The organism is Phenylobacterium sp. (assembly GCF_036821595.1).
Lineage (GTDB): Bacteria > Pseudomonadota > Alphaproteobacteria > Caulobacterales > Caulobacteraceae > Phenylobacterium.
This window is the reverse complement of the sequence record NZ_DAISJG010000001.1, coordinates 1-24,032: the sequence shown is the minus strand read 5'-3', so window position 1 is coordinate 24,032 and position 24,032 is coordinate 1. Positions and strand designations below refer to the sequence as shown.

Genomic DNA, 24,032 nt, shown 5'->3' with positions numbered 1-24,032 from the left:
CTACTCCGCCGGCTCGTCGAAGCCGGGCGGGCGGTCCGCGAGCTGGCGCAGGTAACGGCCGTACTCGCTCTTGGCCAGGCGGTCGGCGAGCGCGATCAGCTGCTCGCGATCGATCCAGCCGTGGTGGAAGGCGATCTCCTCCAGGCAGCCAATGCGCAGGCCCTGGCGCTGCTCGAAGGTACGGATCAGCTCGCCGGCCTGGATCAGGCTGTCGTGGGTGCCGGCGTCCTCCCAGGCGAAGCCGCGGCCGAGCAGTTCCACGTGCAGCTCGCCGGCCTCCAGGTAGAGCTGGTTGAGCGCGGTGATCTCCAGCTCGCCGCGGGCCGAGCGGGTCAGGGTCTTGGCCATCTCGCTCGCCCGGCCGTCGTAGAAATAGAGCCCCGTCACCGCGAAGTTCGACTTCGGCTGGACCGGCTTCTCCTCGATGGACAGCGCCCGGCCGTCGGCGCCCAGCTCCACCACGCCGTAGCGCTCGGGATCGTGCACCGGATAGCCGAAGACCGTGGCGCCGTGCTCGCGGCCGTGGGCGTTCTTCAGCATCTGGCTGAAGTTCTGGCCGAAGAAGATGTTGTCGCCGAGGATCATGACGCTGGGCTCGCCGGCCACGAACTCCTCGCCCAGGAGATAGGCCTCGGCGAGGCCGCCGGGATGCGGCTGCACCACATATTCGAAGCGCACGCCGAGGTGCGAGCCGTCGCCCAGCAGACGCTTGAAGCCGGCCTGGTCCTCCGGCGTGGTGATGATCAGGATCTCGCGCACGCCGGCCAGCAGCAGGACCGACAGCGGGTAGTAGATCATCGGCTTGTCGTAGACCGGCAGCAGCTGCTTGGAGACCGCCAGGGTCAGCGGATGCAGCCGGGTGCCGGACCCGCCGGCGAGAACGATCCCGCGCCTCATGCGACGGCTCCTTCGGTCTTCAGCTCGGCGACGATCTCGGCGAGGGCCTCGCGCCAGGGGCGGGGCGTGACCCCGTAGACGCGCTCCAGCTTGCCGGTGTCCAGGGTGCCGCGCAGCGGGCGGCGGGCGGGCGCCGGCCGGTCGGCGGTAGCGATCGCCTCCACCTTCGGGGCCCGATCGCCGAGGGCCTCGGCGAAGACACCCTCGGCGAAGCCCTTCCAGCTGGTCTCGCCGGCGTTGGCGAAGTGGAACAGGCCGAAGACCGGGTCGCCCGCCTTGGCGACGACCAGCCGCGGGGCCTGTGCGAGCACGAAGCCCGCGAGGTCGGCGGCCGCGGTGGGCCGGCCGAACTGGTCGTCCACGACCCGGATCGGGTTCCCCTCGCCGGCCAGCCTGAGCATGGTCTTCACGAAATTCTTCCCATGCGCCGAAACCACCCAGGAGGTGCGCAGCACCAGCGCCCGGGGGCAGGCGCTCAGCACATTGGTCTCCCCCGAGAGCTTCATCTCGCCGTAGACGTTGACCGGATGCGGCCGGTCCTCCTCGACGTAGGGCGCGCCCTTGTCCCCGTCGAAGACATAGTCGGTAGAGAAGTGGACGAGCGCCGGACCGTTCGCGCCGCACATGCCGGCGATGGCGCCGGGGGTCTCGGCATTGATCTCGTAGACCCGCTCGGGCTCCTCCTCCGCCTTGTCGACGGCGGTGTAGGCGGCGGCGATCACTACCAGGTCGGGATGGTGGTGGCGCACCAGGCGCGCGGCCTTCTCCGGGTCCTCGAAATCGCAGTCGTCGCGGGAGAGGGCGGTCAGCGCCACCTCGTGGGCGGGCGCCTGGCGGATCATCTCGCGGGCCACCTGGCCGGTGGTCCCGAACTGCAGGATGCGGACGGTCATGACGCCTTGACGAGGCCCAGCCGCTCGGAATGGAAGCCGCGCTCGCGGATGCGCTCCACCCAGCCGCGGTTCTCCACGTACCAGCGCACGGTGTCCTCGAGCCCCGCCTCCAGCGGCATCTTCGCCTGCCAGCCGAGCTCGGCGCGCAGCTTGCTGTCGTCGATGGAGTAGCGGAAATCGTGGCCCGGCCGGTCGGTCACGAAGGTAATCTTCTCGGCGTGGTGGGTGTTGGCGGGCGCCAGGCGATCGAGGTGCTCGCAGAGCATCCGGATCACCTCGATGTTGCGCTTCGAGCTGTCGCCGCCGATGCAGTAGGTCTCGCCCAGCCGACCTTTGGACAGCACCAGCAGCAGGGCGTCGGCGTGGTCGTCCACGTGCAGCCAGTCGCGCACCTGGCGGCCGTCGCCGTAGACCGGGATGGTCTTGCCCTCCAGGGCCCGGGTGATCACCGTCGGGATCAGCTTCTCCGGAAACTGGAACGGGCCGTAGTTGTTGGCGCAGTTGGTGATCACCACCGGCAGGCCATAGGTCCGGCCCCAGGCGCGCACCAGGTGGTCGGCCCCGGCCTTCGACGCCGAATAGGGCGAGTTGGGGTCGTAGGGCGTCTCCTCGGTGAAGTCGCCCTCGTCGCCCAGCGCGCCGAACACCTCGTCGGTGGAGACGTGATGGAAACGGAAGTCGGCCTTCTCCGGCTCCGGAAGGCCGTTCCAGTGCTCTCGGGCGGCTTCCAGGAGCACGGCGGTGCCCACGACATTGGTGCGCACGAAGTCCAGCGGACCCTCGATGGCGCGGTCGTTATGGCTCTCGGCGGCGAGGTGCATCACCGCGTCGGGGCGGTGCCTGGCGAAGATCTCGCGCACCCTGGCCTGGTCGCAGATGTCGGCCTGCTCGAACGCGTAGCCGGGGTGTCCGGCGACGCCTTCAACGTTCTCGAGGTTGGCGGAGTAGGTCAGGGCGTCGAGGTTCACCACCTCGTGGCCGTCGGCGACGGCCCGGCGCACCACGGCCGATCCGATGAAACCGGCGCCGCCCGTAATCAGGATCTTCATGCGGTCTTTCTAGTCTCGTTGCGGCCCCAGCCGCCGCGGCGGTCGACCATCCCCCGCGCCCTCTTACAACGAAAAGTCGCCGGCTCAACCCTCGCGCGGTGTGCGCGAGGGGTCGGCCCGGCGGGACGGGCTCAGCGCCGCCAGCGGCCGGTGCGCTCGTCCCAGTAGCCGTAGCGGCGGTCGACAGGGTAGCCGCCGAAGCCGTAGCCGCAGGGATCGTCCTTGCGGGCGAGCTGGTTGGCGATGAGGCCGCCAGCCGCAGCGCCGATGGCGGCCCCGGCGGCGTCGTTGTCCGCGACGGCCGCGCCGGCCGCGCCGCCCAGCACCGCACCGGCGGCGGTGGCCGCGGCGCGGTTGCGCTCATAGTCCCGCTGGCAGGCGGAGGCGTAGCTGTCGGTGGTGGCGCAGCCCGCCAGGGACGCCGCCGCGACCGCGGCCCCGGCCAGTATGATCATCTGTCGCATCTGGATCTCCTCGTGTCGGTATCCCGACCGAACGGCTGTGGCGTACCGCCGTTCCGTTCCCCTGCGGCGCCGCTTGAACCGGTCGAGCGCCGGCCCGTACACTTGAGGCGAATCCCCGCGGAGACAGGGGGCGGGGGACGGGGACGTGACAGCCAGGACCAACACCGCCGCGGGCCGCGACCTGACCACCGGCCCGATCGGCAAGACCCTGCTGCTGTTCGCCCTGCCGGTGATGGGCTCCAACATCCTGCAGTCGGTGAACGGCTCGGCCAACGCCATCTGGGTCAGCCACGTGCTGGGCGAGGCGGCGCTGACCGCCATCTCCAACTCCAACCAGATATATTTCCTGATGCTGGGGGCCGTGTTCGGGATGAGCATGGCGGCCAACATCATGATCGGCCAGGCGGTGGGCGCCGCCGACCGGGCGCTCGCCACCCGCGTGGTCGGCACGGCGACCCTGTTCTTCATCGCCATCTCCATCGTGGTGGGCGTCGCGGGCTTCACCCTGACCCCGGCGATCCTGGGGGGCATGGGCACGCCGCTGGACGCCCGCCCCGACGCCATCGCGTACCTGCGGGTGATCTTCGCCGCCCTGCCGGTGCTCTACTTCTTCGCCTTCATGATGATGGCCCAGCGGGGCGCGGGGGACTCTCGCACGCCTTTCCTCTTCGCCCTCGGCGCGGTGGGCCTCGAGGTGACGCTGAACCCGTTGCTGATCATCGGCGTGGGGCCGTTCCCGCAGCTCGAAATCGTGGGCTCGGCCACCGCGACCCTGATCGCCCAGAGCACGGCCCTGACCGTCATGCTGGTCCACCTCTACCGGAAGAAGAGCCTGCTGGTGCTGACGCCGGCCGAATGGCGGACGTTCCGCCCCGACTTCACCGTCGTGCGGACGCTGATCTTCAAGGGCCTGCCGATGGCCTTCCAGATGATGGTCGTCAGCCTCGCTGCGGTGACCATGATGAGCCTGGTCAACGGCTACGGCTCGCAGACGGCGGCGGCCTACGGGGCGGCGGTGCAGGTCTGGACCTATGTGCAGATGCCGGCCATGGCGCTGGGCGCGGCGGTCTCCTCCATGGCCGCCCAGAACGTCGGCGCAGGGCGCATGGATCGGGTGGACCAGATCGCCCGGGTGGGCGTGCTCTACGCCTTCCTGTTCTCCGCCGGGCCTATCGCCCTGATCTACTGGCTGGACCCGATCATCCTGCAGGCGTTCCTGCCGGCCGGCAGCCCGTCCCTGCCGATCGCCGTGCACATCAACGAGGTCGTGCTCTGGGGCTTCGTGCCGTTCGGCATGGCCTTCATCTTCAATGGGCTGGTGCGGGCCACGGGCGCCGTGTGGCCGCCGCTCCTGGCCATGGTGATCGCGCTCTGGGTGGTGCGGATCCCGCTCGCCAACGCGCTGACGCCGATGCTGGGCGCCGACGCCATCTGGGTCAGCTTCCCGGCCGGCAGCGTGGTGATGGTCCTGCTGGCGGCGGGCTACTACCTGTGGGGCGGCTGGCGGACGGCGAAGATGCTGCCGACCGCCACCCCGCACGGTGAGGCGCTGGACACCGGCATGGGTCCACCCGCGGGGGTGGAGGAGACCGAGGCCGCCGCCGAGGCGCTCAGCCGTACGAGTCCGTCAGGGCCGCGTAGGTGAGCGTCCTGAGCTCGCGCCGGATGGCGTAGGTCGAGGACGGGATGAGCTGGGTCATGAACACCGCCGTGACCTTCTCCACCGGGTCCACCCAGAACGCCGTCGAGGCCATGCCGCCCCAGTAGAACTCGCCCATGGAGCAGGGGATCAGGGTCTTGGGCGGGTCGAACACCACGGCGAACCCGAGGCCGAAGCCGATGCCGGCGTTGGTGCTCTCGGAGAACAGAGAGCGCGACATCTGGGTCAGGTCGCCGCCGCCCGGCAGGTGGTTCGACGCCATCAGCCGGAGGGTCTTGGGCGACAGGATCCGCGCGCCGTCGAGCTCGCCGCCGTTCAGCAGCATGTTGGCGAAGCGCAGATAGTCCGCCGCGGTCGAGACCAGGCCGCCGCCGCCGGAGAGGAGCTTGGGGGCGCGCAGGAACGGGCTCTTCGCCGGATCGTCCTGCAGCTTCATGCCGCCGCCGAGCTTGGCCTCGTAGCAGGCGGCGAACCGGGCCTGCTGGTCCTCCCGCACCGAGAAGCCGGTGCTGGCCATCTTCAGCGGCTGGAAGATCCGCTCCGCCAGCACCTCGTCCAGCGGCTTGCCGGCCACCTTCTGCACCAGGTAGCCGACCACGTCGGTGGCCACGGAATAGTTCCAGGCCTCGCCCGGCGCGAACTCCAGCGGCAGGCGGGAGAGCTGGTCGATCATGCCCTCCAGGTCGGTCCCGCCCCAGGTCGCCTCGACCTTCAGCTCACGATAGGCGGCGTCGACGTTGGTGCGGTTCTGGAAGCCGTAGGTCAGGCCCGCGGTGTGGCGCATCAGGTCCACCACCTGCATCGGCCGTGCGGGCGGCGTGGTGGCGAAGACCGGCCAGGTCCCGGCGGCGAACACGCCCAGGTCCTTCCATTCGGGGATGTGCTTCGACACCGGATCGTCCAGGGCGATCCGTCCCTCCTCGACCAGGGTCATCAGGGCCACCGAGGTGACCGGCTTGGTCATGGAGTAGATGCGGAAGACGGTGTCCTCGGCGAGCGGGACGTTCCGCTCCGGGTCCTGCTGGCCGACCAGGCTCTGGTGGACCACCTCGCCGTCGCGCGCCAGGACGAACTGGGCCATCGGGATGCGGCCCGGGCCGACGTACTTCTCCTGCAGGAAGCGGTCGATCCGCTGCAGGCGCTCGGGCGAGAAACCCAGGGACTTGGCCTTGCTCATGCGCGCTCCTTCCGGTCGGGCCACCTCTTTGCCCTTGCCTTCCCGACCGTCGCAAGCTCGACGATGCGGATCAGGAGGAGCCCCCATGCCGACCGTGAGCTACGAGACCGACGGCCGGACCGCAGTCGTCACCATCGAACGGCCCGAGCGCCGCAACGCCGTGGACGGCGAGACCGCCCGCCAGCTCTACGAGGCCTTCCGGCGCTTCGACGTCGACCCCGGCCTGGACGTCGCCGTGCTGCAGGGCCGGGACGGCAACTTCTGCGCCGGCGCGGACCTCAAAGGAGTGGCCGAGGGCGCCGGCAACCCCGTCCTGCCCGAAGGCGACCTCGGCCCCATGGGCTGCACCCGGCTCCGGCTCGGCAAGCCGGTGATCGCCGCGGTCGAGGGCTATGCCGTGGCCGGCGGGCTGGAGGTGGCCTGCTGGGCCGACCTGCGCGTGGCCGCCGAGGGCGCGGTGTTCGGGGTCTTCTGCCGGCGGTTCGGGGTGCCGCTGATCGATCTCGGCACGGTGCGCCTGCCCAGGCTCATCGGCCATTCCCGCGCCATGGACCTGATCCTCACCGGCCGCCCGGTCCCCGCCGATGAGGCCTTCCAGATCGGCCTGGCCAACCGGCTCGCGCCGCGGGGCGGCGCGCTGGCGGCGGCGCTGGATCTCGCCCGCCAGATCTCGGCCTTCCCGCAGCTCTGCCTGCGCAACGACCGGCTGTCGGCCATCGACCAGTGGGGCATGGACTGGGACGCGGCCCAGGCCCACGAACACCGCCTGGGCATGGAGACCCTGCGCTCCGGTTCCAGCCGTGAAGGCGCCGCCCGCTTCGCCGCCGGCGAGGGCCGCGGCGGGGCGTTCCAGACTAGCGTGGGTCCAACGCTTCGAAACTGACGTTGCCGATGCCGTACTCGCGCCAGTCCCGGTGGTCGAAGTGCCACCACTCCTGCGGATAGACGGTGAAGCCCTGCGCCTCCATTTCCCGGCGAAGGAGGTCGCGCATCGCCCGCTGGCGCGGCGTTCCGCCGGCATACTCGGGATAGGCCCGCGGGCTGAAGTCGTCGTAGCCGGAGGGCATCTCCACCGCCCGGCCGGTCTTCAGGTCGTAGAGGGTGAGGTCCACCGCGGAGCCCCGGTTGTGCCGCGACCCCTGCGCCGGGTCTGCGACGAACTCGCGCTTCTCCGGCGGCGTGGTCTCCCAGAACATCCAGGTCACGAACCAGGGCCGGTAGGCGTCGTGGATCAGCAGGCCGTAACCTTGCGGCCTGAGCGACGCCGCCACCCGGCCGAGCGCCTCGGCGGCGGGGCGCTGCAGCCAGGCCTCGGCGCCGTCGTAGAGCGGGAAGCCCATGAAGTTGTTCGCCGTGGCGTAACGGATATCCAGACGGACGCCCGGATCGACCGTGCGCAGGTCGACGAGGTCGAAGGGTCGCTTCGCCCCCTCGACGGGCGGCGTTGCGGCCATCGCCGCGATCCGCAGCGCCGCAGGATCGGGGCGGACGGTCCGCGCCGCCGCAGGCGCGCTCCAGAGCAGCAGCATGGCGGCGAGGACGGCGGCGAACGGTCTCATGCGCCGAGCTTAGGCGTGCGGCGTTCACTGGCAAGTCGCCAAGGGGTGTTTGACAACCGGCCGGGGACGCGAAATCGTACCGAAGATACGAAAATCGAAAAGCGGCGGGGAGGAGCTGATGGCTTGGGATTTTGAGACCGACCCGGAGTTCCAGAAGAAGCTGGACTGGATCGAGGACTTCATGCGCGAGGAGGTCGAACCCCTCTCGCACCTCGGCCTGGTGGCGCACAGCACCCAGGGCCGCGAGAAGTTCATCCGGCCGCTGCAGCAGAAGGTGAAGGACGAGGGCCTGTGGGCCTGCCACCTGGGCCCCGAACTGGGCGGCCAGGGCTTCGGCCAGCTCAAGCTCGCCCTGATGAACGAGAAGCTGGGGCGCAACAGCCTGGCGCCCACCATCTTCGGCTGCCAGGCGCCCGACACCGGCAACGCCGAGATCATCGCCCACTACGGGACCGAAGCCCAGAAGGCGCGCTGGCTGCAACCGCTGCTGAACGGCGAGATCCGCTCCGCCTTCTCGATGAGCGAGCCCACCGGCGGCTCCGACCCGCTCACCTTCCGCACCCGGGCGGTTCTCGACGGCGAGGATTGGATGATCAACGGCGAGAAGTGGTTCTCCACCAACGCCAAGCATTCGAAACTGCTGGTGGTCTATGCGATCACCGATCCCGACGCGAAGGACCCCTACCGGCGCACCTCCATCTTCCTGGTGCCCACCGACACGCCCGGCGTGGAGATCGTGCGCAACGTCGCCGTGGGCGGCGGCGGAGAGATCGGCGGCGGCAACGAGGGCTACGTCCGCTACAACGACGTGCGCGTGCCCTACGAGGCCCTGCTGGGCGACCGCGGCGCGGCCTTCGTCATCGCCCAGACCCGCCTCGGCGGCGGGCGCGTCCACCACGCCATGCGCACCGTCGGCGCCTGCAGGCACGCACTCGACCTGATGTGCCAGCGGGCGGTGTCACGCACCACCCGCGACGGCCGGCTGGCCGACCTGCAGATGGTGCAGGAGCAGATCGCCGATTCCTGGATCCAGCTGGAGATGTTCCGGCTGCTGGTGCTGCGCACCGCCTGGCTGATCGACAAGCACAAGGACTACCAGAAGGTCCGCAAGGACATTGCCGCCATCAAGGTGGCCATGCCCAAAGTCTACCACGACATTGCCACCAAGGCGGCGCACCTGCACGGGGCCCTGGGCGTCTCCAACGAGATGCCGTTCATGCACATGGTGACGTCCAGTCTGGTCATGGGCATCGCCGATGGCCCCACCGAGGTCCACAAGGTCACCGTCGCCAAGCAGGTCCTCAAGGACTACCGGCCCGACAACGACCTGTTCCCCGCCTACCACATCCCGAAGCTCAGGGAGGAGGCGGAGAAGCGTTACGCCAAGGAGCTGGGCGAGATCCGCGAGCACTACGCGGGTCGGCGTGAGAAGAAGTCCGAACCCGTCTGACCTATCGTCTATAACATCCGTCATCCCGGACGCCGGCCGGGGCGGGGCTAGGGTTCACTCCCGGGTCCGGCCCGCGCGACCCTGCGGCCGGGATGACCTGTCTTCTGGAGCATCCCCTTGGCTGACACCTGGCCGGTCATGTCCATCGCCGAGGCGCACGCGCAGCTCACCGCGCCCGGCGCCCGCTTCGAGATCGAGGAGAAGGTGATCCGCGGAATCCCGACGCGGGTCTGGAAGAATGCGCCGCCGACCCTGCGCGACGTCTTCCTGAACGGCCGCGCCTTCGGCGAGCGCGAGTTCATGGTCTACGAGGACGACCGGGTCACCTACGAGGCGTTCGCCCGCGCCACGATCCGGCTGGCGCGCCAGCTGCAGGCCGACGGCGTGCGCAAGGGCGACCGGGTGGCGGTGATCATGCGCAACCTGCCGGAATGGCCGGTTGCCTTCTTCGCCGGGATCCTCGCCGGCGCCATCGTCACGCCGCTGAACGCCTGGTGGACCGGCGCGGAGCTGGAGTACGGCCTGGCCGATTCCGGAACCAAGGTCGCCCTGGTGGACGACGAGCGGCTGGAGCGGATCCTGCCACACCTCGACGCCTGCCCCGAGCTCGCGCGGGTCTACGTGGCGCGGCTGAAGGCTGAGGCGGGCGACGCCCGCGTGCGCCCGCTGGACGAGGTGGTGGGGCCGGTGAGCGGCTGGAGCGGCCTGGCAGACCTGCCGCCGCCGGACGTGCCGCTGGAGGCCGACGACGACGCCACCATCCTCTACACCTCCGGCACCACCGGGAAGCCGAAGGGGGCGCTGGGAACCCACCGCAACATGACCTCGAACATCGGGGCCGGCGGCATCTCGGCGGCGCGGAACTTCCTGCGGGCGGGCGAGCCGCTGCCGGAGAGCGACCCGCACAAGCTGCCCCAGCGCTGCACCCTGCTGGTGGTGCCGCTGTTCCACGCCACGGGCCTGTCGGCGACGCTCGGCCCTTCGATGAACGCCGGCGGCAAGCTGGTCTTCATGCGCCGCTTCGAGGCCGAGGCCGCCATGCAGCTGATCGAACGCGAGAAGGTCAACGCCACCGGCGGGGTCCCCACCATCGCCTGGCAGATCATCGAGCATCCGAACCGGACGAAGTATGACCTGTCGTCCCTGCAGGCGGTGACCTACGGCGGCGCGCCGTCCGCCCCGGAGCTGGTGCGCAAGATCGCCGAGGTCTTCCCCGGCTCCCAGCCGGGCAACGGCTGGGGCATGACCGAGACCACAGCCACCTTCACCTCGCACATGGGCCGCGACTACCTGGCCCGTCCGGACAGCGCCGGCCCGGCCGCGCCGGTGGGCGAGATGCAGGTCCGCGACCCCGCGGACGGGACAGCCGTGCTCCCGACGGGCGCCGTGGGCGAGCTCTGGGTGAAGGGGCCGCAGGTGGTGAAGGGCTACTGGAACAAGCCGGACGCCACCGCCGAGACCTTCGTCGACGGCTGGCTGCGCACCGGCGACCTGGCGCGCCTCGACGAAGAAGGATTCCTGTTCGTCATCGACCGGGCCAAGGACATGCTGATCCGCGGCGGCGAGAACATCTACTGCGTGGAGGTCGAGAACGTGCTTTACGATCACCCGGACGTGATGGACGCAGCGATCGTGGGCGCGCCCCACAAGACCCTGGGCGAGGAGCCCGCCGCGGTGGTTCACCTGCGGCCCGGCGGCTCGGCCACGGAAGCCGAGCTTCGCGACTCCGTGCGCGCCCGGCTGGCGGCGTTCAAGGTTCCGGTGAAGGTCGCCTTCTGGCCCGAGCCCCTGCCGCGCAACGCCAACGGCAAGATCCTCAAGACCGAGCTGAAGAAGGTGTTCGCCGCCGAGACGGAGAGCGCATGACGGCTGTGGCGAAGCGCCCGCTGATCGTGGGCCTGGGCGGCACCATCCGTCCGGGCTCCTCGAGCGAGAAGGCGCTCGCCTGCTGCCTGCGCGCCGCCGAGGCCGCCGGCGCCGACACCCGCCTGCTCGGCGGGGAGTTCCTGAGCCGGCTGCCGGTGTTCGACCCACGCCCCGGCGAGTCCAGCGAGGCCCAGCGGGAGCTGGCCGACGCCATGCGCGCCGCGGACGGGGTCATCATCGCCACCCCCGGCTACCACGGTTCCATGTCGGGCCTTGTGAAGAACGCGCTCGACACCCTGGAGCTGACCCGCGAGGACGCCGCGCCCTATTTCCAGGGGCGGCCGGTGGGCGTCATCGTCACTGCCGATGGCTGGCAGGCGGCGGGCACGACTTTGATGGCGGTGCGTGCGATCATACATGCCATGCGGGGCTGGCCGACGCCGTTCGGCGCGGCCCTGAACGCGACGACCGGCCTGTTCGACGAGGCGGGCGCGTGCCGCGAGGCGAAGGACGCCTGGCAGCTCACGACCGTGGCCGAGCAGGTGATGGACTTCGCCACCATGCGAGTTTCCCGATGAAGCGCCCCTACCTGGTCACCCCCGCCGACACCGCCAAGGAGGACGACTCCGTGTCCTCCGCCATCAGCCCCATCGAGGACATCATCGAGGACGCCCGCAACGGGCGGCCCTACATCCTGGTGGACGCCGAGGACCGGGAGAACGAGGGCGACGTCATCATCCCGGCGCAGTTCGCGACCCCGGACCAGATCAACTTCATGGCCAAGCACGCGCGCGGCCTGATCTGCCTGTCGATCACGGCCGAGCGGGCCCGCCAGCTGCGCCTGCCGCCCATGGCGACCGACAACCAGTCCGGCCACGGCACGGCCTTCACCGTCTCGATCGAGGCCCGCGAGGGCGTCACCACCGGCATCTCGGCCCATGACCGGGCGCATACGGTCGCCGTCGCCATCGACCCGACCAAGAGCGCCGACGACGTGGTCTCGCCCGGCCACGTTTTTCCCCTGGTGGCTAAGGACGGCGGCGTGCTGGTCCGCGCTGGCCACACGGAGGCCGCGGTCGACATCAGCCGGATGGCCGGCCTCAATCCGGCGGGCGTGATCTGCGAGGTGATGAACGACGACGGCTCCATGGCCCGCCTGCCGGACCTGGTGGCCTTCGCCCAGCTCCACGGGCTGAAGATCGGCACCATCGCCGACCTGATCGCCTACCGCCGCCGCACCGAGCGGCAGGTCGAGCGGGTGCTGGAGACGCCGTTCGACAGCGCCTACGGCGGCCGCTTCCGGATGGTCATCTACCGCAACGTGATCGACCAGACCGAGCACGTGGTGCTGACCCGCGGCCGCATCGACCCGGACAAGCCGACCCTGGTGCGCATGCACCGGGTGGACATGGCCTCCGACATGCTGGGCGCGGTGGAGGCTCGTCGCGAATACGTGCCGAAGGCGCTGGAGGCCCTCACCGAGCACGACGGGGCCGGCGTGGCGGTGTTCATCCGCGACTCCAATCCGCACTGGCTCTCCGAGCGCTACGGCCAGCCGCAGGCCGACCACAGCCAGAACGTCCTGCGCGACTACGGCATCGGCGCCCAGATCCTCATCGACCTCGGCGTGCGTGACATGCTGCTGCTGACCTCGTCGAAGACCATCCTGCCGGGCTCGGCCGGCTACGGCCTGCGGATCGTCGGCCGGGTCCCGCTGGAGTAGGAACCGATCCGGGCTCCTCCTCCTTGAGGGAGCATGAGCCAACTGCGCATCGGCTGCTCGGGGTGGGTCTACAAGGACTGGACCGGCCCCTTCTATCCGCCGGGGACCAAGGACCGGGAGCGGCTGGAGTACTACGCCACCCGCTTCGACACCGCGGAGATCAACGCCAGCTTCTACCGCCTGCCGTCCGAGAAGATGGTGGAGGGCTGGCGCGAGCGCGCGCCCGAAGGCTTCGTCTACGCCTGGAAGGTCAGCCGCTTCATCACCCACAACAAGAAGCTGAACGACTGCGCCGAACCCGTCGCCCTGGTGTTCGGCCGCATGGCGCCGCTGGCCGAGCACTGCGGCCCGGCGCTGATCCAGCTGCCGCCGCAGCTGCGGCGCAACGACGAGCGGCTGGCGGGCTTCCTGAAGCTGCTGCCCAAGGGGCGGCGGCACACCGTCGAGTTCCGCCACCCGTCCTGGTACGATCCCGCGGTCTTCCGGATTCTCTCCGACTTCGACGCCAGCCTCTGCATCTCCGACCACCACCACGCGCCGGCGCCGTGGGAGGTCACCGCCTCCTGGGTCTATGTGCGCGGCCACGGCCCAGGCGGGCGCTACCATGGCCGCTATCCGGACGCCGAGCTCGCCATGTGGGCCGACCACATCGCCCGCTTCCGGGCGGCGGGCCGCGACGTCTACGCCTACTTCGACAACGACATCAAAAGCGCCGCGCCGTTCGACGCCGAGACGCTGAAGCAGATCACCGGGACCGTCGCCTACCGGCCGGCGGCCTAGCTTTCCCCTGCGTCAACCCGCCGCGACCGGCGGGGGGTGAAGCGGAGGGCGCCCACCACATCTAGGGCTGCGCGTATTCGCCGCTGGCCCGGGCGGTTGCCGGGTGAGCCCATGTCCCGTAAACCTTTGAAGGGGATGGGTTTTATAGCAGAGCTCGCTTGCCCATGTCCGCGTCCTTTCCCGCCTTCGCCGGCGATCCGTCCCCGAGCTACGTCCACGAGCCGATGACCCTGCGCTGCGCCTGCCCGGTGTGCGCGGGCCAGGCGGTGGTCGTGGACGAGCCGGTCGTGGCCCTCGCGGGCGACGGCGAGGTCTTCGGCCCGCAGGCCTACCTGAACGCCGACCAGCGCGACGGCATGGCCACCAACGGCAAGCCCAGCTTCTCCATCGACGAGGCGGCCTGGCAGATCGTCCGCGGCGATCCAGGCTGGTCGGCGGCGCTGCGCACCCCCTTCACCGTCAGCTACGCCTTCCGGTCGACCGCGCCCTCGACGATGCCGGATGACGCCGGCGGCTTCCAGAGGTTCAATTCCGCCCAGATCGCCCAGGCCGAGCTCGCCCTGCAGGGCTGGTCGGACGTGGCCAACATCACCTTCGTGCGGGTTGGCGCCGGCGCGAGCGGCGAGGGGGCCTATTCCAACAGCGCCGCCATCCTGTTCGCCAACTACACGACAGGTGTCTCCGGCGCCTCCGCCTTCGCGTCCTATCCCGGTTCGACGAGCCCCAGCTCACGGGCGGGCGACGTCTGGGTCAATTCCTCGATCGCCTACAACGCGAGCCCGACGGTCGGGAACTACGGCGGCATGGTCATGGTGCACGAGATCGGCCACGCGATAGGCCTGGCCCATCCGGCGGACTACGACGCCGGCGACGGCCGCACGATCACCTATTCGGGGAACGCCACCTACTACGAGGACTCCCGCCAGTACACGGTGATGAGCTACTTCAGCGAGTCCAACACCGGCGGCAATTTCGGCGGGACCCATTCGGCCGCCCCGCTGCTGGACGACATCGCCGCGGCCCAGCTCGAATACGGCGCCCGGATGACCACCCGCACCGGGGACACGGTCTACGGCTTCAACGCCACCGCGGACCGGCCCTGGTTCGTCGCCGGCTCCAGCGCCGCCAAGCTGGTCTTCGCCGTCTGGGACGCGGGGGGGGCGGACACCTTCGACTTCTCCGGCTACTCCAGCAGCCAGGTCATCGACCTGCGCGCCGGCTTCTTCTCGGACGTCGGCGGCCTGCGTGGCAATGTGGCGGTGGCCCAGGGCGTCACCATCGAGAACGCGAGGGGCGGGCTCGGCTCCGACCGGATCACCGGGAACGAGGCGGCCAACGACATCCAGGGCGGCTCCGGCGCCGACACGATCGGCGGCGCCGGCGGGCGCGACTACCTGCGCGGCGACGACGGGGCGGACTCGATCTCCGGCGGCGCCGAGTTCGACGACATCAACGGCAACCGCGGCAATGACACCGCCGCGGGCGGGGCGGGGAACGACTGGGTAGTCGGCGGCCAGGACCAGGACGTCCTGATGGGCGACGACGGCGACGACATCGTCTACGGCAACATGGGCGACGACGTGCTCTACGGCGGCGTCGGCGCCGACCTCATCCGCGGCGGCCAGGGCGCGGACACCCTGCGCGGCGAGGCCGGCGACGACTGGCTCTCCGGCGACCGCGGCGACGACACCCTGACCGGCGGCGCGGGCGCGGACATCTTCCACGGCTCCCAGGACGCCGGCATCGACCGGGTGCTGGACTTCAACCTCGCCGAGGGCGACCGCGTGCAACTCGACCCGGGCACGACCTATGTCCTGCGGCAGGTGGGCGCCGACGCGGTGCTCGACATGGGCGGCGGCCACCAGATGATCCTGGTGGGCGTGCAGGTCTCCTCGCTCGCCGCAGGCTGGGTGCTTTAGGCGCATTGCCGCCATGCGGCGGCCCGCCTAACACTCCTTCCCGGGGCGTGTCGGGGGCGGAGCATGGACGGGTCGCAAGCGGCTCAGGATAGGGCGGATCACGGGTTCGACGCCTATGTCGCCGGCTTCGGCGGCGATCCGGGCGGCCGTTACCTCAATGCCGACCAGCGCGGCGTGGGCCAGGTGGGCGGGAAGGACAACTTCTCGATCGACCGGGCCGCGCTGCAGATGACGGGCTTCACCGAGGTCACCAACCCCGACGGTACGGTGACCCTGCACCCTGCCCCCGGCTGGTCGGCCGCGGCGGGCCTCCCCTACACGGTCACCTACGCCTTCCGCGCCAGCGCGCCGCCGGTCATGCCGGACGACGCGGCGGGCTTCGAACGCTTCAACGCCGCCCAGATGGCCCAGGCCGAGCTCGCCATGCAGGCCTGGTCGGACGCCGCCAACATCACCTTCGTGCGGGTGGGAACCGGCACGACGGGCGAAGAGGCCTATTCGAACGCCGCCTCGATCCTGTTCGGCAACTACACGAGCGGCGTGGACGGCGCCTCGGCCTTCGCCTCCTACCCCGGCAACCCCGCGTTCTCCTCCTCGTCGGGCGACGTCTGGATCAACAGCTCGATCGGCTACAACGCCGCCCCCTCGGCTGCCAACCGCGGCGGGCTGGTGCTGGTCCACGAGATCGGTCACGCCATCGGCATGGCCCATCCGGGCGACTACGACGCCGGGGACGGCGAGCGGCCGATCACCTATGCGACCGACGCCGAGTACTATCAGGACACCGTGCAGTACACGGTGATGAGCTACTTCAGCGAGGGCGCCACGGGCGCGTCCTTCGGCGGCCGCTATCCCTCGGCCCCCATGCTCGACGACATCGCCGCCATCCAGGTGGAGTACGGCGCCAACATGACCACCCGCACGGGGGACACGGTCTACGGCTTCAATTCGACCGCCGGACGGCCCTGGTTCGAGGCGACGTCGAACGCCACCAAGGTGATCTTCGCCGTCTGGGACGCCGGCGGCACGGACACCTTCGACTTCTCCGGTTATTCCAACAGCCAGGTCATCGACCTGCGGGCGGGCTTCTTCTCCGACGTCGGCGGGCTGACCGGCAACGTCGCCGTCGCCCAGGGCGTGACGATCGAGAACGCCAGGGGCGGGCTGGGCTCGGACCGGATCACCGGCAATGGCGCTGACAACGCGCTGCACGGCGGTTCGGGCAACGACACCATCGACGGCGGCGCGGGCGGACGCGACGTCCTGCGCGGCGACGACGGCTCGGACTCGCTTTCCGGCGGCGCAGAATTCGACGACCTCCACGGCAACCGCGGGAACGACACCGTCGCGGGCGGTGCGGACGGGGACTGGGTGGTGGGCGGCCAGGACAACGACCTGCTGATGGGCGACGACGGCGACGACATCGTCTACGGCAACCTCGGCGACGACCTCCTGTGGGGCGGCGCGGGCGCGGACCTGATGCGGGGCGGCCAGGGGGCCGACCACGTGCGGGGGGAGGCCGGCGACGACTGGCTGTCCGGCGACCGCGGCGACGACACGCTCACCGGCGGGGCCGGCGCGGACATATTCCACGGCTCGCAGGACGCCGGGATCGATCGGGTGCTGGACTTCAGCTTCGCAGAGGGCGATCGGGTGCAACTCGACCCGGGCACGACCTACGCCCTTTCGCAGGTGGGCGCGGACACCGTCATCGACATGGGCGGCGGCCACCTGATGGTTCTGGTCGACGTCCAGCTCTCGGCCCTCGGCTCGGGCTGGATCTTCGGCGCCTAGACGCGGAATCCCGTTCCCTCGAACGCGGAACCGGCCTATATGGAACCCCTCACCGCCCGGCCGAAAGGCCGGGCGCCTTCATTTCCGGACGACCCCCCAAGGTACCACCATGACCGAAATCCTGATGCCGAAGGCGACCGCCGTCTGGCTGGTGGACAACACCTCGCTGACCTTCGACCAGATCGCCGACTTCTGCGGCCTGCACCCGCTCGAGGTGAAGGGCATCGCCGACGGCGAGGTGGCGCGCGACATCCGCGGCGCCGACCCGATCGCCAACGGCCAGCTCTCCCGTGACGAGCTGGACAAGGCCGAGAAGAACGAGAAGTACCGGATGGTGGCCCAAAAGAGCCGCCACGCCGAGCTCCTGAAGCCGGTCAAGAAGGCGCCGCGCTACACGCCGGTGTCGCGTCGCCAGGACCGTCCGGACGCCATCGCCTGGTTCGTCCGCAACCACCCGGAAGTGGCCGACAGCCAGATCGCCCGCCTGCTGGGCACCACCAAGGCCACCATCGAGCAGGTGCGCAACCGCCAGCACTGGAACTCGGCCAACATCAAGCCCGTGGATCCGGTGACGCTCGGCCTCGCCACGCAGCTGGAGCTGGACGCGGTGGTGAAGAAGGCGGCCGAGAAGAAGGCCAAGGACGACGCCCGCAAGGGCATCGTCGAGCCCGAGGGGCCGACGCTCCGCCCGGCGTCCGAGACCGGCGTGGTGGAGGAAGAGGAAGCCCCGGCGCGCACCGACCTCACCGCGGCCGACGTCTGGGCCGACCAGGACGAGGGCGACGAGGACTAGGGATGTCGCGGACCCCGGCGCAGGCCGGGGCCCAGGCGGGGGCCGGGTGTGACGGAAGTCCGCCCTCGCTCCCCGCCCTTGCCGGCCTGAGCGGGGTGGGGCCTAGTGCAGATGGCTGCGCAGGGCTTCCAGCTCTTCCTTGAGCTTGAGCTTCTGTCGCTTGAGTTCCTTCAGCTTGAGATCGTCGGTGGCGGGCCTGCGCAGCTCTTCCTGGATCGCGAGCTCCAGGGACTGGTGGCGAGATCCGAGTTCACGGATCCTGGCTTCCACGGCCATGACGTTACGTCTCCTCGCTGTTGAGCATCGGAAAGAGAACACCCGCTTTCCGCGGCTGTCAGATCACATATGTTTGCTGACGGCGAAGCTGGAGCGGCGCCTCCGGTTCGGGCGTTGGGGACCTTCCGCATGACGAAAAGCGAGCGCCCGAGACTGGTGGTCGGCCTCTCCGGGGCCTCCGGGGTCGTCTACGGACTGCGCGTGCTCGACGCCTGTCGCGACCTGGGCGTCGAAAGCCACCTGATCGTCAGCAAGGCTGCCGCGCTCACCCTCACCCAGGAAACAGGCCTCGCCGTCGCCGACGCGGTCTCGCGCGCGGACGTGACGCACAAGGTTTCCGACATCGGAGCCTCGGTGGCTTCCGGCTCCTTTCCGACGCTCGGCATGATCGTCGCCCCCTGCTCGGTGCGCACCATGAGCGAGATCGCGACGGGCGTGACGTCTTCCCTGCTCACCCGGGCGGCCGACGTGGTGCTGAAGGAACGCCGCCCCCTGGTGCTGATGGTGCGCGAGACGCCGCTGCACCTGGGTCACCTGCGCACCATGGTCCGGCTGGCGGAGATGGGCGCGGTGATCGCGCCGCCGCTGCCGGCCTTCTACGCTCGCCCGGCGACCATCGAGGAGATGGTCGACCAGTCGGTGGGCCGCGCGCTGGACCTCTTCGGCCTCTCCTGGGCGCCGGTGAAGCGCTGGGGCCGGGACGTGGGTCCCGCCCCGGTCGGGGGCTGAGGCGATGGGCCTGTGGGAATGGGCGCTCGACGCCTATGCCCGTCCGGGCGTGCCGGACGCCTGCCTGGAGCTGCAGGACCGCTACGGCCAGAATACCTGCCTGCTGCTCTGGGCGGTCTGGGCCGAGACCGCGGATGCGGCCGTCCTCGCCCGCGCCGCCGAGGCCGCCTACCGCTGGGACCGGGCCGCCCTCCTGCCGCTGCGCCAGGCGCGCCGGTCGCTGAAGCCCGCCTGCCCGCCGGTGGACGACGGGGCCCGCGAGGCGCTGCGCGAGGAGGTGAAGGCCGCGGAGCTGCGGGCCGAGCGCCTGCTGCTCGAGACCCTGGCCGGCGTCTCCGGCGACACCCGTGGCGGGACGCCCGCGTTACAGGCGCTGAAGGCCGCCTCGAAGGCCTGGGGACCGCCCGCGCCCGACCCGGCCCTGGCTGCCCTCGCCGCGGCCCTGGGCTAGGATCGGGATCAGCATGGACGACCTCGACGACGCATCCGAAGAAGCCCTGCAGGCGAGGCTCGCCGAGCTGCGGCAGGACCATGCCGATTTCGACGCGGCGATTCAGGCGCTGGCGCAGTCGCCGCTGCCCGACATGATGCTGATCGGCCGGCTGAAGCGGAAGAAGCTCGCCCTGAAGGATGAGATCGTCCGCATCGAGGACCTGCTCACGCCCGACATCATCGCCTGACGGCGGGGCCGTTCAGGGCAGGGCGCGGCGGGCCCGCTTGCGCGCGTACATGACCGCGTCGGCGCGGGCGACGATCTCGTCGGGCTCAAGGTCCTCGGTGATCTCGCAGACGCCGTAGGCGACGCGCAGGGCGGCCTCGTCGCCGCCGATGTCCACCGGCCGGGTCTCCACGGCCCGGGCCAGGGCCTGGGCCTTGGCCTCCGCCGTCTGGGCGTCGGTCTGCGCCAGGATGACCGCGAACTCGTCGCCGCCCATCCGCCCGACGACATCGCTCTCGCGGATGTTGGCGGCCAGCCGCTCGGCCACGGCTTTCAGCGCCGCATCGCCCGCGGCGTGGCCGAAGCGGTCGTTGACACCCTTCAGCTCGTCCAGGTCGAAGTAGACGAGGCTCGCGGCGCTCCCGTAGCGCAGGGCGAAGGTCCGGATGCGCGAGAGCTCGCGCATCAGCGCCCGCCGGTTCAGCACCGGGGTGAGTGCGTCGCGGTCGGCCAGGCCCTCGGTCTCGGCCAGCTTGGCCTTCAGCCGCCCGACCTCGGCGCGAAGCTCGTCGATCTCCGCCAGCAGGGTCTCCACCGCGCCCTTCACCTGCGGGGTGAGGTCGGTTTCCCGCAGGCCGAGGAAGTCGGTGCTGTCGGCGCCGCGCGCCGCCGGCGTCCGAACCCGGGGCGCGGCGGCGGCCTTCTCGCCCGCCCGAGGGCGGGGGGCGACGAACGGTTCGGTGCGCGCGCCGAAGATCTTCATGGGCTCCGCCGGTCTATGACGTGCAGGAATCCTAAGCCACTCGGTTGCGGGCGCAAAGCCGGCGCCTATACTCCGCCGCCTTCCGGGCCGGGGCCCGCTTACGGAAACGCCAGCACATGAGCGCCGCCGCCGCGCCCGTCGCCATCATCATGGGCAGCCGTTCCGACTGGCCGGTGCTGCGCCACGCCGCCGAGATGCTGGAGAGCCTGGGCGTCCACTACGACGCCAAGGTGGTCTCCGCCCACCGCACGCCCGAGCGGATGTACAGCTTCGCCAAGGGCGCAAAGGCGGCCGGGCACAAGGTGATCATCGCCGCCGCCGGGGGAGCCGCCCACCTGCCGGGCATGACCGCCTCGCTCACCGAGCTGCCGGTGCTGGGCGTGCCCATCGAGTCCAGGGCGCTGAAGGGCATGGATTCCCTGCTGTCCATCGTCCAGATGCCCGCCGGCATCCCGGTGGGCACGCTCGCCATCGGCGAGGCCGGGGCGAAGAACGCCGCCCTGATGGCGGCCAAGATTCTGGCGCTCTCCGATCCTGCGCTCGCCGAGCGCATGGCCGCCTTCACGGCGCGCCAGACGGCGAGCGTCGCCGAGACCGTCGAGGACGCGTAAGAGCCCGCCATGCCCAGCTTCCCGCTCGCGCCGGGCTCGACCATCGGCATCCTCGGCGGCGGCCAGCTCGGCCGCATGCTGGCGCTGGCCGCCGCCAGGCTCGGCTTCGACGTGGCCATCCTCGAGCGTGACGCCGACAGCCCCGCCGGCCGCTCGGCCACCCACCTGATCGTCGGCGGCTATGACGACGAGACGGCGCTGGCCCGGCTCGCCGAGCTCACCGACGTGGTCACCTATGAGTTCGAGAACGTGCCCGCCTCCTCGGTGGAGTGGCTGGCCGCCCGCGGCGTCGACGTGGCGCCTGGGCCCCGCGCGCTCGCCGTCGCCCAGGACCGGGTGAACGAGAAGACCTTCCTCAACGGCCGCGGGGTGGCCACCGTCGCCTTCGCCGCCGCCGACAGCTCGGCGTCGGCCGTCGAGGCCGTCGAACGGATCGGCGCGCCGGCGCTGATGAAGACCCGCCGCGAAGGCTACGACGGCAAGGGCCAGAGATGGGTGGAGCACGCTCCCGACGCGGCCCGCATCTTCGAGGCCCTGGGCTCCGTGCCGGTGATCGTCGAGGCTCCGGCCGACTTCGTGCGCGAGCTGTCGATCATCGCCGCCCGCGGCCGGGACGGGGAGATCGCCGTCTATCCGCTGGGCGAGAACCACCACGAGAACGGCGTGCTGCGCCGGACGATCGCGCCGGCCCAGGCGTCCCAGGGCCTGAAGGACCAGGCCGAGAAGATCGCCCGCCAGGTGCTCGACGGGCTGCAGTACGTGGGGGTGATCGGTATCGAGCTCTTCGAGATGAAGGACGGCCGGCTGCTGGTGAACGAGATCGCGCCGCGGGTGCACAACACCGGCCACTGGACCCAGGACGGCTGCGAGGTGGACCAGTTCGAGCAGCACATCCGCGCCGTGGCCGGCTGGCCCTTGGGCCCCTCGCAGGCGCGTTCGCGGGTGGAGATGCTCAACCTGCTGGGCGAGGAGGCCGGCCAGTGGCGCCGGCTCGCCGCCGAGCCCGACGCCCGCCTCCACCTCTACGGCAAGCGCGACGCCAAGCCCGGCCGCAAGATGGGCCACGTGAACAAGGTGAGGCCGCTGGACTGAGCGGCTGGCCCGCAGATCCTCAAGCCGGGGGGCGGGACCCGTAGCGCATGCGGCCCAGGGCCTGGGCGAGCCCCGTCGCGAAGTCCGACGGCCGGAGCCTGGTGGTGGCCTTCCACTTCTCGAAGCGCATGACGTCCTCGATGCGGCGGTCGACGTACTTCAGCGCCTCGGCGCGCCCCTCGGCCATGCGGATCGCCAGCGCCGAGGTCAGGATGCCGGCCAGGATGGCGCGCTTGGAATAGTGGTTCTCGTCGGTGGCCACGTCGCCGGCCCAGCGCCAGAGGACGTCGGCGCTCTCCCAGGCGAGCCGGCCGCCCAGTCCGAGGTTGAGCGGCAGGGTCAGGTAGCCGGCCCAGCGACGGGTGGCGGGCTCGTCGGCGGCCGCCGCGTCCAGCCGGGCCTCGACCGCCCGGGCGATGCGTTCGCGGATCTTCAGCGCTCCGGGGTCGAGCGGCTCGAGCGTCAGGAGCGCCCGCTGGTCGTGCCGGCGGGAGAACAGGGCCGCGAGGTCGGCGGCGCCATGCGGGACCAGGAGCTCGGTCTCGCCCTCGGAGAAGCCGCAGGCGCGGCCGGCGCGCTTCACCATGCGCCAGGTCCAGCCCTCCCGCGGAGCCAGGCGGATCGCCTGCTCCAGGAGTTGCTGCTCGGCCCCTCGGGCCCAGTCCTCGGCGGTGTCGGCGGTCGCGGTCATGGAACCCATCTTAGCGCCCGGGCTTTCGGCCGTCTCGGCGTGGACACAGCCTATCTCTTCTGATATCTGCCCGCGCTCAAACCCGAAGGCCGTTCGCCTCCGGGCCCAATGTTTTTGTTCGCTCGCCGCCGCCCCATGCCGGGTCACGGGCGCCGGGCGGTGTAGCGACCGACAGGAGAGAGACCCCTGGTTCAGATTTTCGTCCGCGACAACAACGTCGATCAGGCCCTCAAGGCGCTGAAGAAGAAGATGCAGCGCGAGGGCTCGTTCCGCGAAATGAAGCGGCACGTGCACTACGAAAAGCCGTCGGAAAAGCGCGCCCGCCAGAAGGCGGAAGCCGTGCGCCGGGCCCGCAAGCTGGCCCGCAAGCGCGCCCAGCGCGAAGGCCTGATCGCGGCCCCGAAGAAGCCCGCCCGGTAGCGGCTACTTTCGGCCGCATCGGTCACGATGTTGAAGGGCCGCGCCACCAGGCGCGGCCCTTTGCGTTTTGCGGTCAAGGCGCGGTCTTCGGTCGCGCACGGGACGGCCTCGCTGGTGGAACGGCGGTCGGCACCCTATCTTGAACGAAAGCCACTAGCTCTTTGCGAGACGGTCCCTAGTCCATGAACCTGCGCAATCTCGTCATCTGGGGCGTCATCGTCGTCGTCCTGGTCGGTCTCTACAGCATGATGACCGGGGGCGCCGGGCGCGCCGCCGGCGGCCAGGGCGAGATCACCTATTCCCAGCTCCTCGCCAAGGTGAACTCCGGCGAGGTGCGCCAGGCGGTCATCCAGGGCGCCACGGTCCAGATCAGGGACCAGGGCAACAAGACCTTCACGGCCGTCACCCCGGCCAGCCAGGAAGACCTGATCAAGCGCCTGGAGAGCCAGGGCGCCGATATTGCGGTGAAGCCGGCCGGCGGCCCCGGCCTGCTGGGCTTCTTCCTGAACGCCCTGCCCATCCTGCTCCTGATCGGCGTGTGGATCTTCTTCATGCGCCAGATGCAAGGCGGCGCGCGCGGCGCCATGGGCTTCGGCAAGTCCAAGGCCCGGCTGCTGACCGAGAACAAGAACCGGGTCACCTTCGACGACGTGGCCGGCGTCGACGAGGCGAAGGAGGAGCTGCAGGAGGTCGTCGATTTCCTGAAGGATCCCCAGAAGTTCCAGCGCCTGGGCGGCAAGATCCCCAAGGGCGCCCTGCTGATCGGCC

The 24,032-nt window shown here is 70.6% G+C and carries 26 protein-coding genes; 17 read left to right on the top strand and 9 right to left on the bottom strand.

Annotation, left to right across the window (positions count from 1 at the left end; translation table 11 throughout):
• The 4 genes from rfbA to V7Z97_RS00115 all read right to left on the bottom strand — a co-directional run bounded on the left by rfbA (position 1) and on the right by V7Z97_RS00115 (position 3,303).
• Positions 1 to 897, bottom strand: coding sequence for a glucose-1-phosphate thymidylyltransferase RfbA (rfbA, locus tag V7Z97_RS00130; RefSeq protein ID WP_334160577.1), 897 nt, complete (start codon positions 895 to 897; stop codon positions 1 to 3).
• On the bottom strand, positions 894 to 1,790 hold the full coding sequence (gene rfbD, locus V7Z97_RS00125) for a dTDP-4-dehydrorhamnose reductase (RefSeq protein ID WP_334160576.1): 897 nt from the start codon (positions 1,788 to 1,790) through the stop codon (positions 894 to 896). Before rfbD ends, rfbA begins: the two co-directional genes overlap by 4 nt.
• Positions 1,787 to 2,839 carry a dTDP-glucose 4,6-dehydratase gene (gene rfbB / locus V7Z97_RS00120; protein WP_334160575.1) on the bottom strand — a complete coding sequence of 351 codons (1,053 nt, stop codon included), beginning with the start codon at positions 2,837 to 2,839 and terminating at the stop codon, positions 1,787 to 1,789. The genes rfbD and rfbB overlap by 4 nt, the downstream gene beginning before the upstream one ends.
• A 131-nt stretch (positions 2,840 to 2,970) precedes the next feature.
• Entirely contained in the window at positions 2,971 to 3,303 is a 333-nt protein-coding gene (locus V7Z97_RS00115) for a hypothetical protein (protein WP_334160573.1), read from the bottom strand.
• A gap of 145 nt (positions 3,304 to 3,448) precedes the next feature.
• Here V7Z97_RS00115 and V7Z97_RS00110 point away from each other — a divergent pair, with 145 nt between their 5' ends.
• On the top strand, positions 3,449 to 4,948 hold the full coding sequence (locus V7Z97_RS00110) for an MATE family efflux transporter (RefSeq protein ID WP_334160571.1): 1,500 nt from the start codon (positions 3,449 to 3,451) through the stop codon (positions 4,946 to 4,948).
• Here V7Z97_RS00110 and V7Z97_RS00105 read toward each other — a convergent pair.
• Positions 4,914 to 6,140 (bottom strand): serine hydrolase domain-containing protein, encoded by a 1,227-nt coding sequence (locus V7Z97_RS00105; RefSeq protein WP_334160570.1) that lies wholly within the window; start codon positions 6,138 to 6,140, stop codon positions 4,914 to 4,916. The two genes, V7Z97_RS00110 and V7Z97_RS00105, sit on opposite strands and share 35 nt — an antisense overlap.
• 85 nt (positions 6,141 to 6,225) lie before the next feature.
• Here V7Z97_RS00105 and V7Z97_RS00100 point away from each other — a divergent pair, with 85 nt between their 5' ends.
• Positions 6,226 to 7,023, top strand: a complete 798-nt coding sequence (locus V7Z97_RS00100; protein WP_334160569.1) for a crotonase/enoyl-CoA hydratase family protein — start codon at positions 6,226 to 6,228, stop codon at positions 7,021 to 7,023.
• Here V7Z97_RS00100 and V7Z97_RS00095 read toward each other — a convergent pair.
• Positions 6,995 to 7,699: a M15 family metallopeptidase gene (locus V7Z97_RS00095; protein WP_334160568.1), complete on the bottom strand. Its 705-nt coding sequence runs from the start codon at positions 7,697 to 7,699 to the stop codon at positions 6,995 to 6,997. The two genes, V7Z97_RS00100 and V7Z97_RS00095, sit on opposite strands and share 29 nt — an antisense overlap.
• A gap of 118 nt (positions 7,700 to 7,817) precedes the next feature.
• Here V7Z97_RS00095 and V7Z97_RS00090 point away from each other — a divergent pair, with 118 nt between their 5' ends.
• The 8 genes from V7Z97_RS00090 (at position 7,818) to V7Z97_RS00055 (ending at position 18,024) form a co-directional block, all read left to right on the top strand.
• Positions 7,818 to 9,149, top strand: coding sequence for an acyl-CoA dehydrogenase family protein (locus tag V7Z97_RS00090; protein WP_334160567.1), 1,332 nt, complete (start codon positions 7,818 to 7,820; stop codon positions 9,147 to 9,149).
• Between the two features lie 138 nt (positions 9,150 to 9,287).
• Positions 9,288 to 11,015 (top strand): class I adenylate-forming enzyme family protein, encoded by a 1,728-nt coding sequence (locus V7Z97_RS00085; RefSeq protein WP_334160925.1) that lies wholly within the window; start codon positions 9,288 to 9,290, stop codon positions 11,013 to 11,015.
• Positions 11,012 to 11,593, top strand: a complete 582-nt coding sequence (locus V7Z97_RS00080; protein ID WP_334160566.1) for an NADPH-dependent FMN reductase — start codon at positions 11,012 to 11,014, stop codon at positions 11,591 to 11,593. The genes V7Z97_RS00085 and V7Z97_RS00080 overlap by 4 nt, the downstream gene beginning before the upstream one ends.
• On the top strand, positions 11,590 to 12,738 hold the full coding sequence (ribB, locus tag V7Z97_RS00075; protein WP_334160565.1) for a 3,4-dihydroxy-2-butanone-4-phosphate synthase: 1,149 nt from the start codon (positions 11,590 to 11,592) through the stop codon (positions 12,736 to 12,738). The genes V7Z97_RS00080 and ribB overlap by 4 nt, the downstream gene beginning before the upstream one ends.
• A 33-nt stretch (positions 12,739 to 12,771) precedes the next feature.
• A complete protein-coding gene (locus V7Z97_RS00070; protein ID WP_334160563.1) occupies positions 12,772 to 13,518 on the top strand; it encodes a DUF72 domain-containing protein in 747 nt (248 codons plus the stop codon).
• Between the two features lie 164 nt (positions 13,519 to 13,682).
• Positions 13,683 to 15,437 (top strand): M10 family metallopeptidase C-terminal domain-containing protein, encoded by a 1,755-nt coding sequence (locus V7Z97_RS00065; RefSeq protein WP_334160561.1) that lies wholly within the window; start codon positions 13,683 to 13,685, stop codon positions 15,435 to 15,437.
• 63 nt (positions 15,438 to 15,500) lie between these two features.
• A complete protein-coding gene (locus V7Z97_RS00060) occupies positions 15,501 to 17,231 on the top strand; it encodes a M10 family metallopeptidase C-terminal domain-containing protein (protein WP_334160560.1) in 1,731 nt (576 codons plus the stop codon).
• Positions 17,232 to 17,340: 109 nt separating this feature from the next.
• Complete coding sequence (locus V7Z97_RS00055; RefSeq protein WP_334160558.1) at positions 17,341 to 18,024, top strand: DUF1013 domain-containing protein; 684 nt, start codon at positions 17,341 to 17,343, stop codon at positions 18,022 to 18,024.
• Positions 18,025 to 18,126: 102 nt separating this feature from the next.
• Here V7Z97_RS00055 and V7Z97_RS00050 read toward each other — a convergent pair whose 3' ends face one another.
• A complete protein-coding gene (locus V7Z97_RS00050) occupies positions 18,127 to 18,300 on the bottom strand; it encodes a YdcH family protein (protein ID WP_334160556.1) in 174 nt (57 codons plus the stop codon).
• A 129-nt stretch (positions 18,301 to 18,429) separates the two neighbouring features.
• On the opposite strand from V7Z97_RS00050, the gene V7Z97_RS00045 reads away from it, so the two are divergent.
• From V7Z97_RS00045 to V7Z97_RS00035, 3 genes are read left to right on the top strand one after another with little or no spacing between them, the layout of a single operon-like run.
• Positions 18,430 to 19,029, top strand: a complete 600-nt coding sequence (locus V7Z97_RS00045) for a UbiX family flavin prenyltransferase (RefSeq protein WP_334160555.1) — start codon at positions 18,430 to 18,432, stop codon at positions 19,027 to 19,029.
• Positions 19,030 to 19,033: 4 nt separating this feature from the next.
• On the top strand, positions 19,034 to 19,480 hold the full coding sequence (locus V7Z97_RS00040) for a TIGR02444 family protein (protein WP_334160554.1): 447 nt from the start codon (positions 19,034 to 19,036) through the stop codon (positions 19,478 to 19,480).
• A 13-nt stretch (positions 19,481 to 19,493) separates the two neighbouring features.
• Complete coding sequence (locus tag V7Z97_RS00035) at positions 19,494 to 19,709, top strand: YdcH family protein (RefSeq protein ID WP_334160552.1); 216 nt, start codon at positions 19,494 to 19,496, stop codon at positions 19,707 to 19,709.
• Between the two features lie 12 nt (positions 19,710 to 19,721).
• Here V7Z97_RS00035 and V7Z97_RS00030 read toward each other — a convergent pair whose 3' ends face one another.
• Positions 19,722 to 20,450 (bottom strand): GGDEF domain-containing protein, encoded by a 729-nt coding sequence (locus V7Z97_RS00030; RefSeq protein ID WP_334160550.1) that lies wholly within the window; start codon positions 20,448 to 20,450, stop codon positions 19,722 to 19,724.
• Positions 20,451 to 20,566: 116 nt separating this feature from the next.
• Here V7Z97_RS00030 and purE point away from each other — a divergent pair, with 116 nt between their 5' ends.
• Positions 20,567 to 21,061 carry a 5-(carboxyamino)imidazole ribonucleotide mutase gene (gene purE / locus V7Z97_RS00025; RefSeq protein WP_334160549.1) on the top strand — a complete coding sequence of 165 codons (495 nt, stop codon included), beginning with the start codon at positions 20,567 to 20,569 and terminating at the stop codon, positions 21,059 to 21,061.
• A 9-nt stretch (positions 21,062 to 21,070) separates the two neighbouring features.
• Positions 21,071 to 22,153, top strand: coding sequence for a 5-(carboxyamino)imidazole ribonucleotide synthase (locus V7Z97_RS00020; RefSeq protein ID WP_334160547.1), 1,083 nt, complete (start codon positions 21,071 to 21,073; stop codon positions 22,151 to 22,153).
• A gap of 19 nt (positions 22,154 to 22,172) precedes the next feature.
• On the opposite strand, the gene V7Z97_RS00015 is transcribed toward V7Z97_RS00020, so the two are convergent.
• Entirely contained in the window at positions 22,173 to 22,844 is a 672-nt protein-coding gene (locus V7Z97_RS00015; RefSeq protein ID WP_334160545.1) for a COQ9 family protein, read from the bottom strand.
• Between the two features lie 186 nt (positions 22,845 to 23,030).
• Here V7Z97_RS00015 and rpsU point away from each other — a divergent pair, with 186 nt between their 5' ends.
• A complete protein-coding gene (rpsU, locus tag V7Z97_RS00010) occupies positions 23,031 to 23,264 on the top strand; it encodes a 30S ribosomal protein S21 (protein WP_091735317.1) in 234 nt (77 codons plus the stop codon).
• Positions 23,265 to 23,446: 182 nt separating this feature from the next.
• Positions 23,447 to 24,032 (top strand): ATP-dependent metallopeptidase FtsH/Yme1/Tma family protein (locus V7Z97_RS00005; RefSeq protein ID WP_334160544.1); only part of this gene is annotated, 586 nt, incomplete at its 3' end.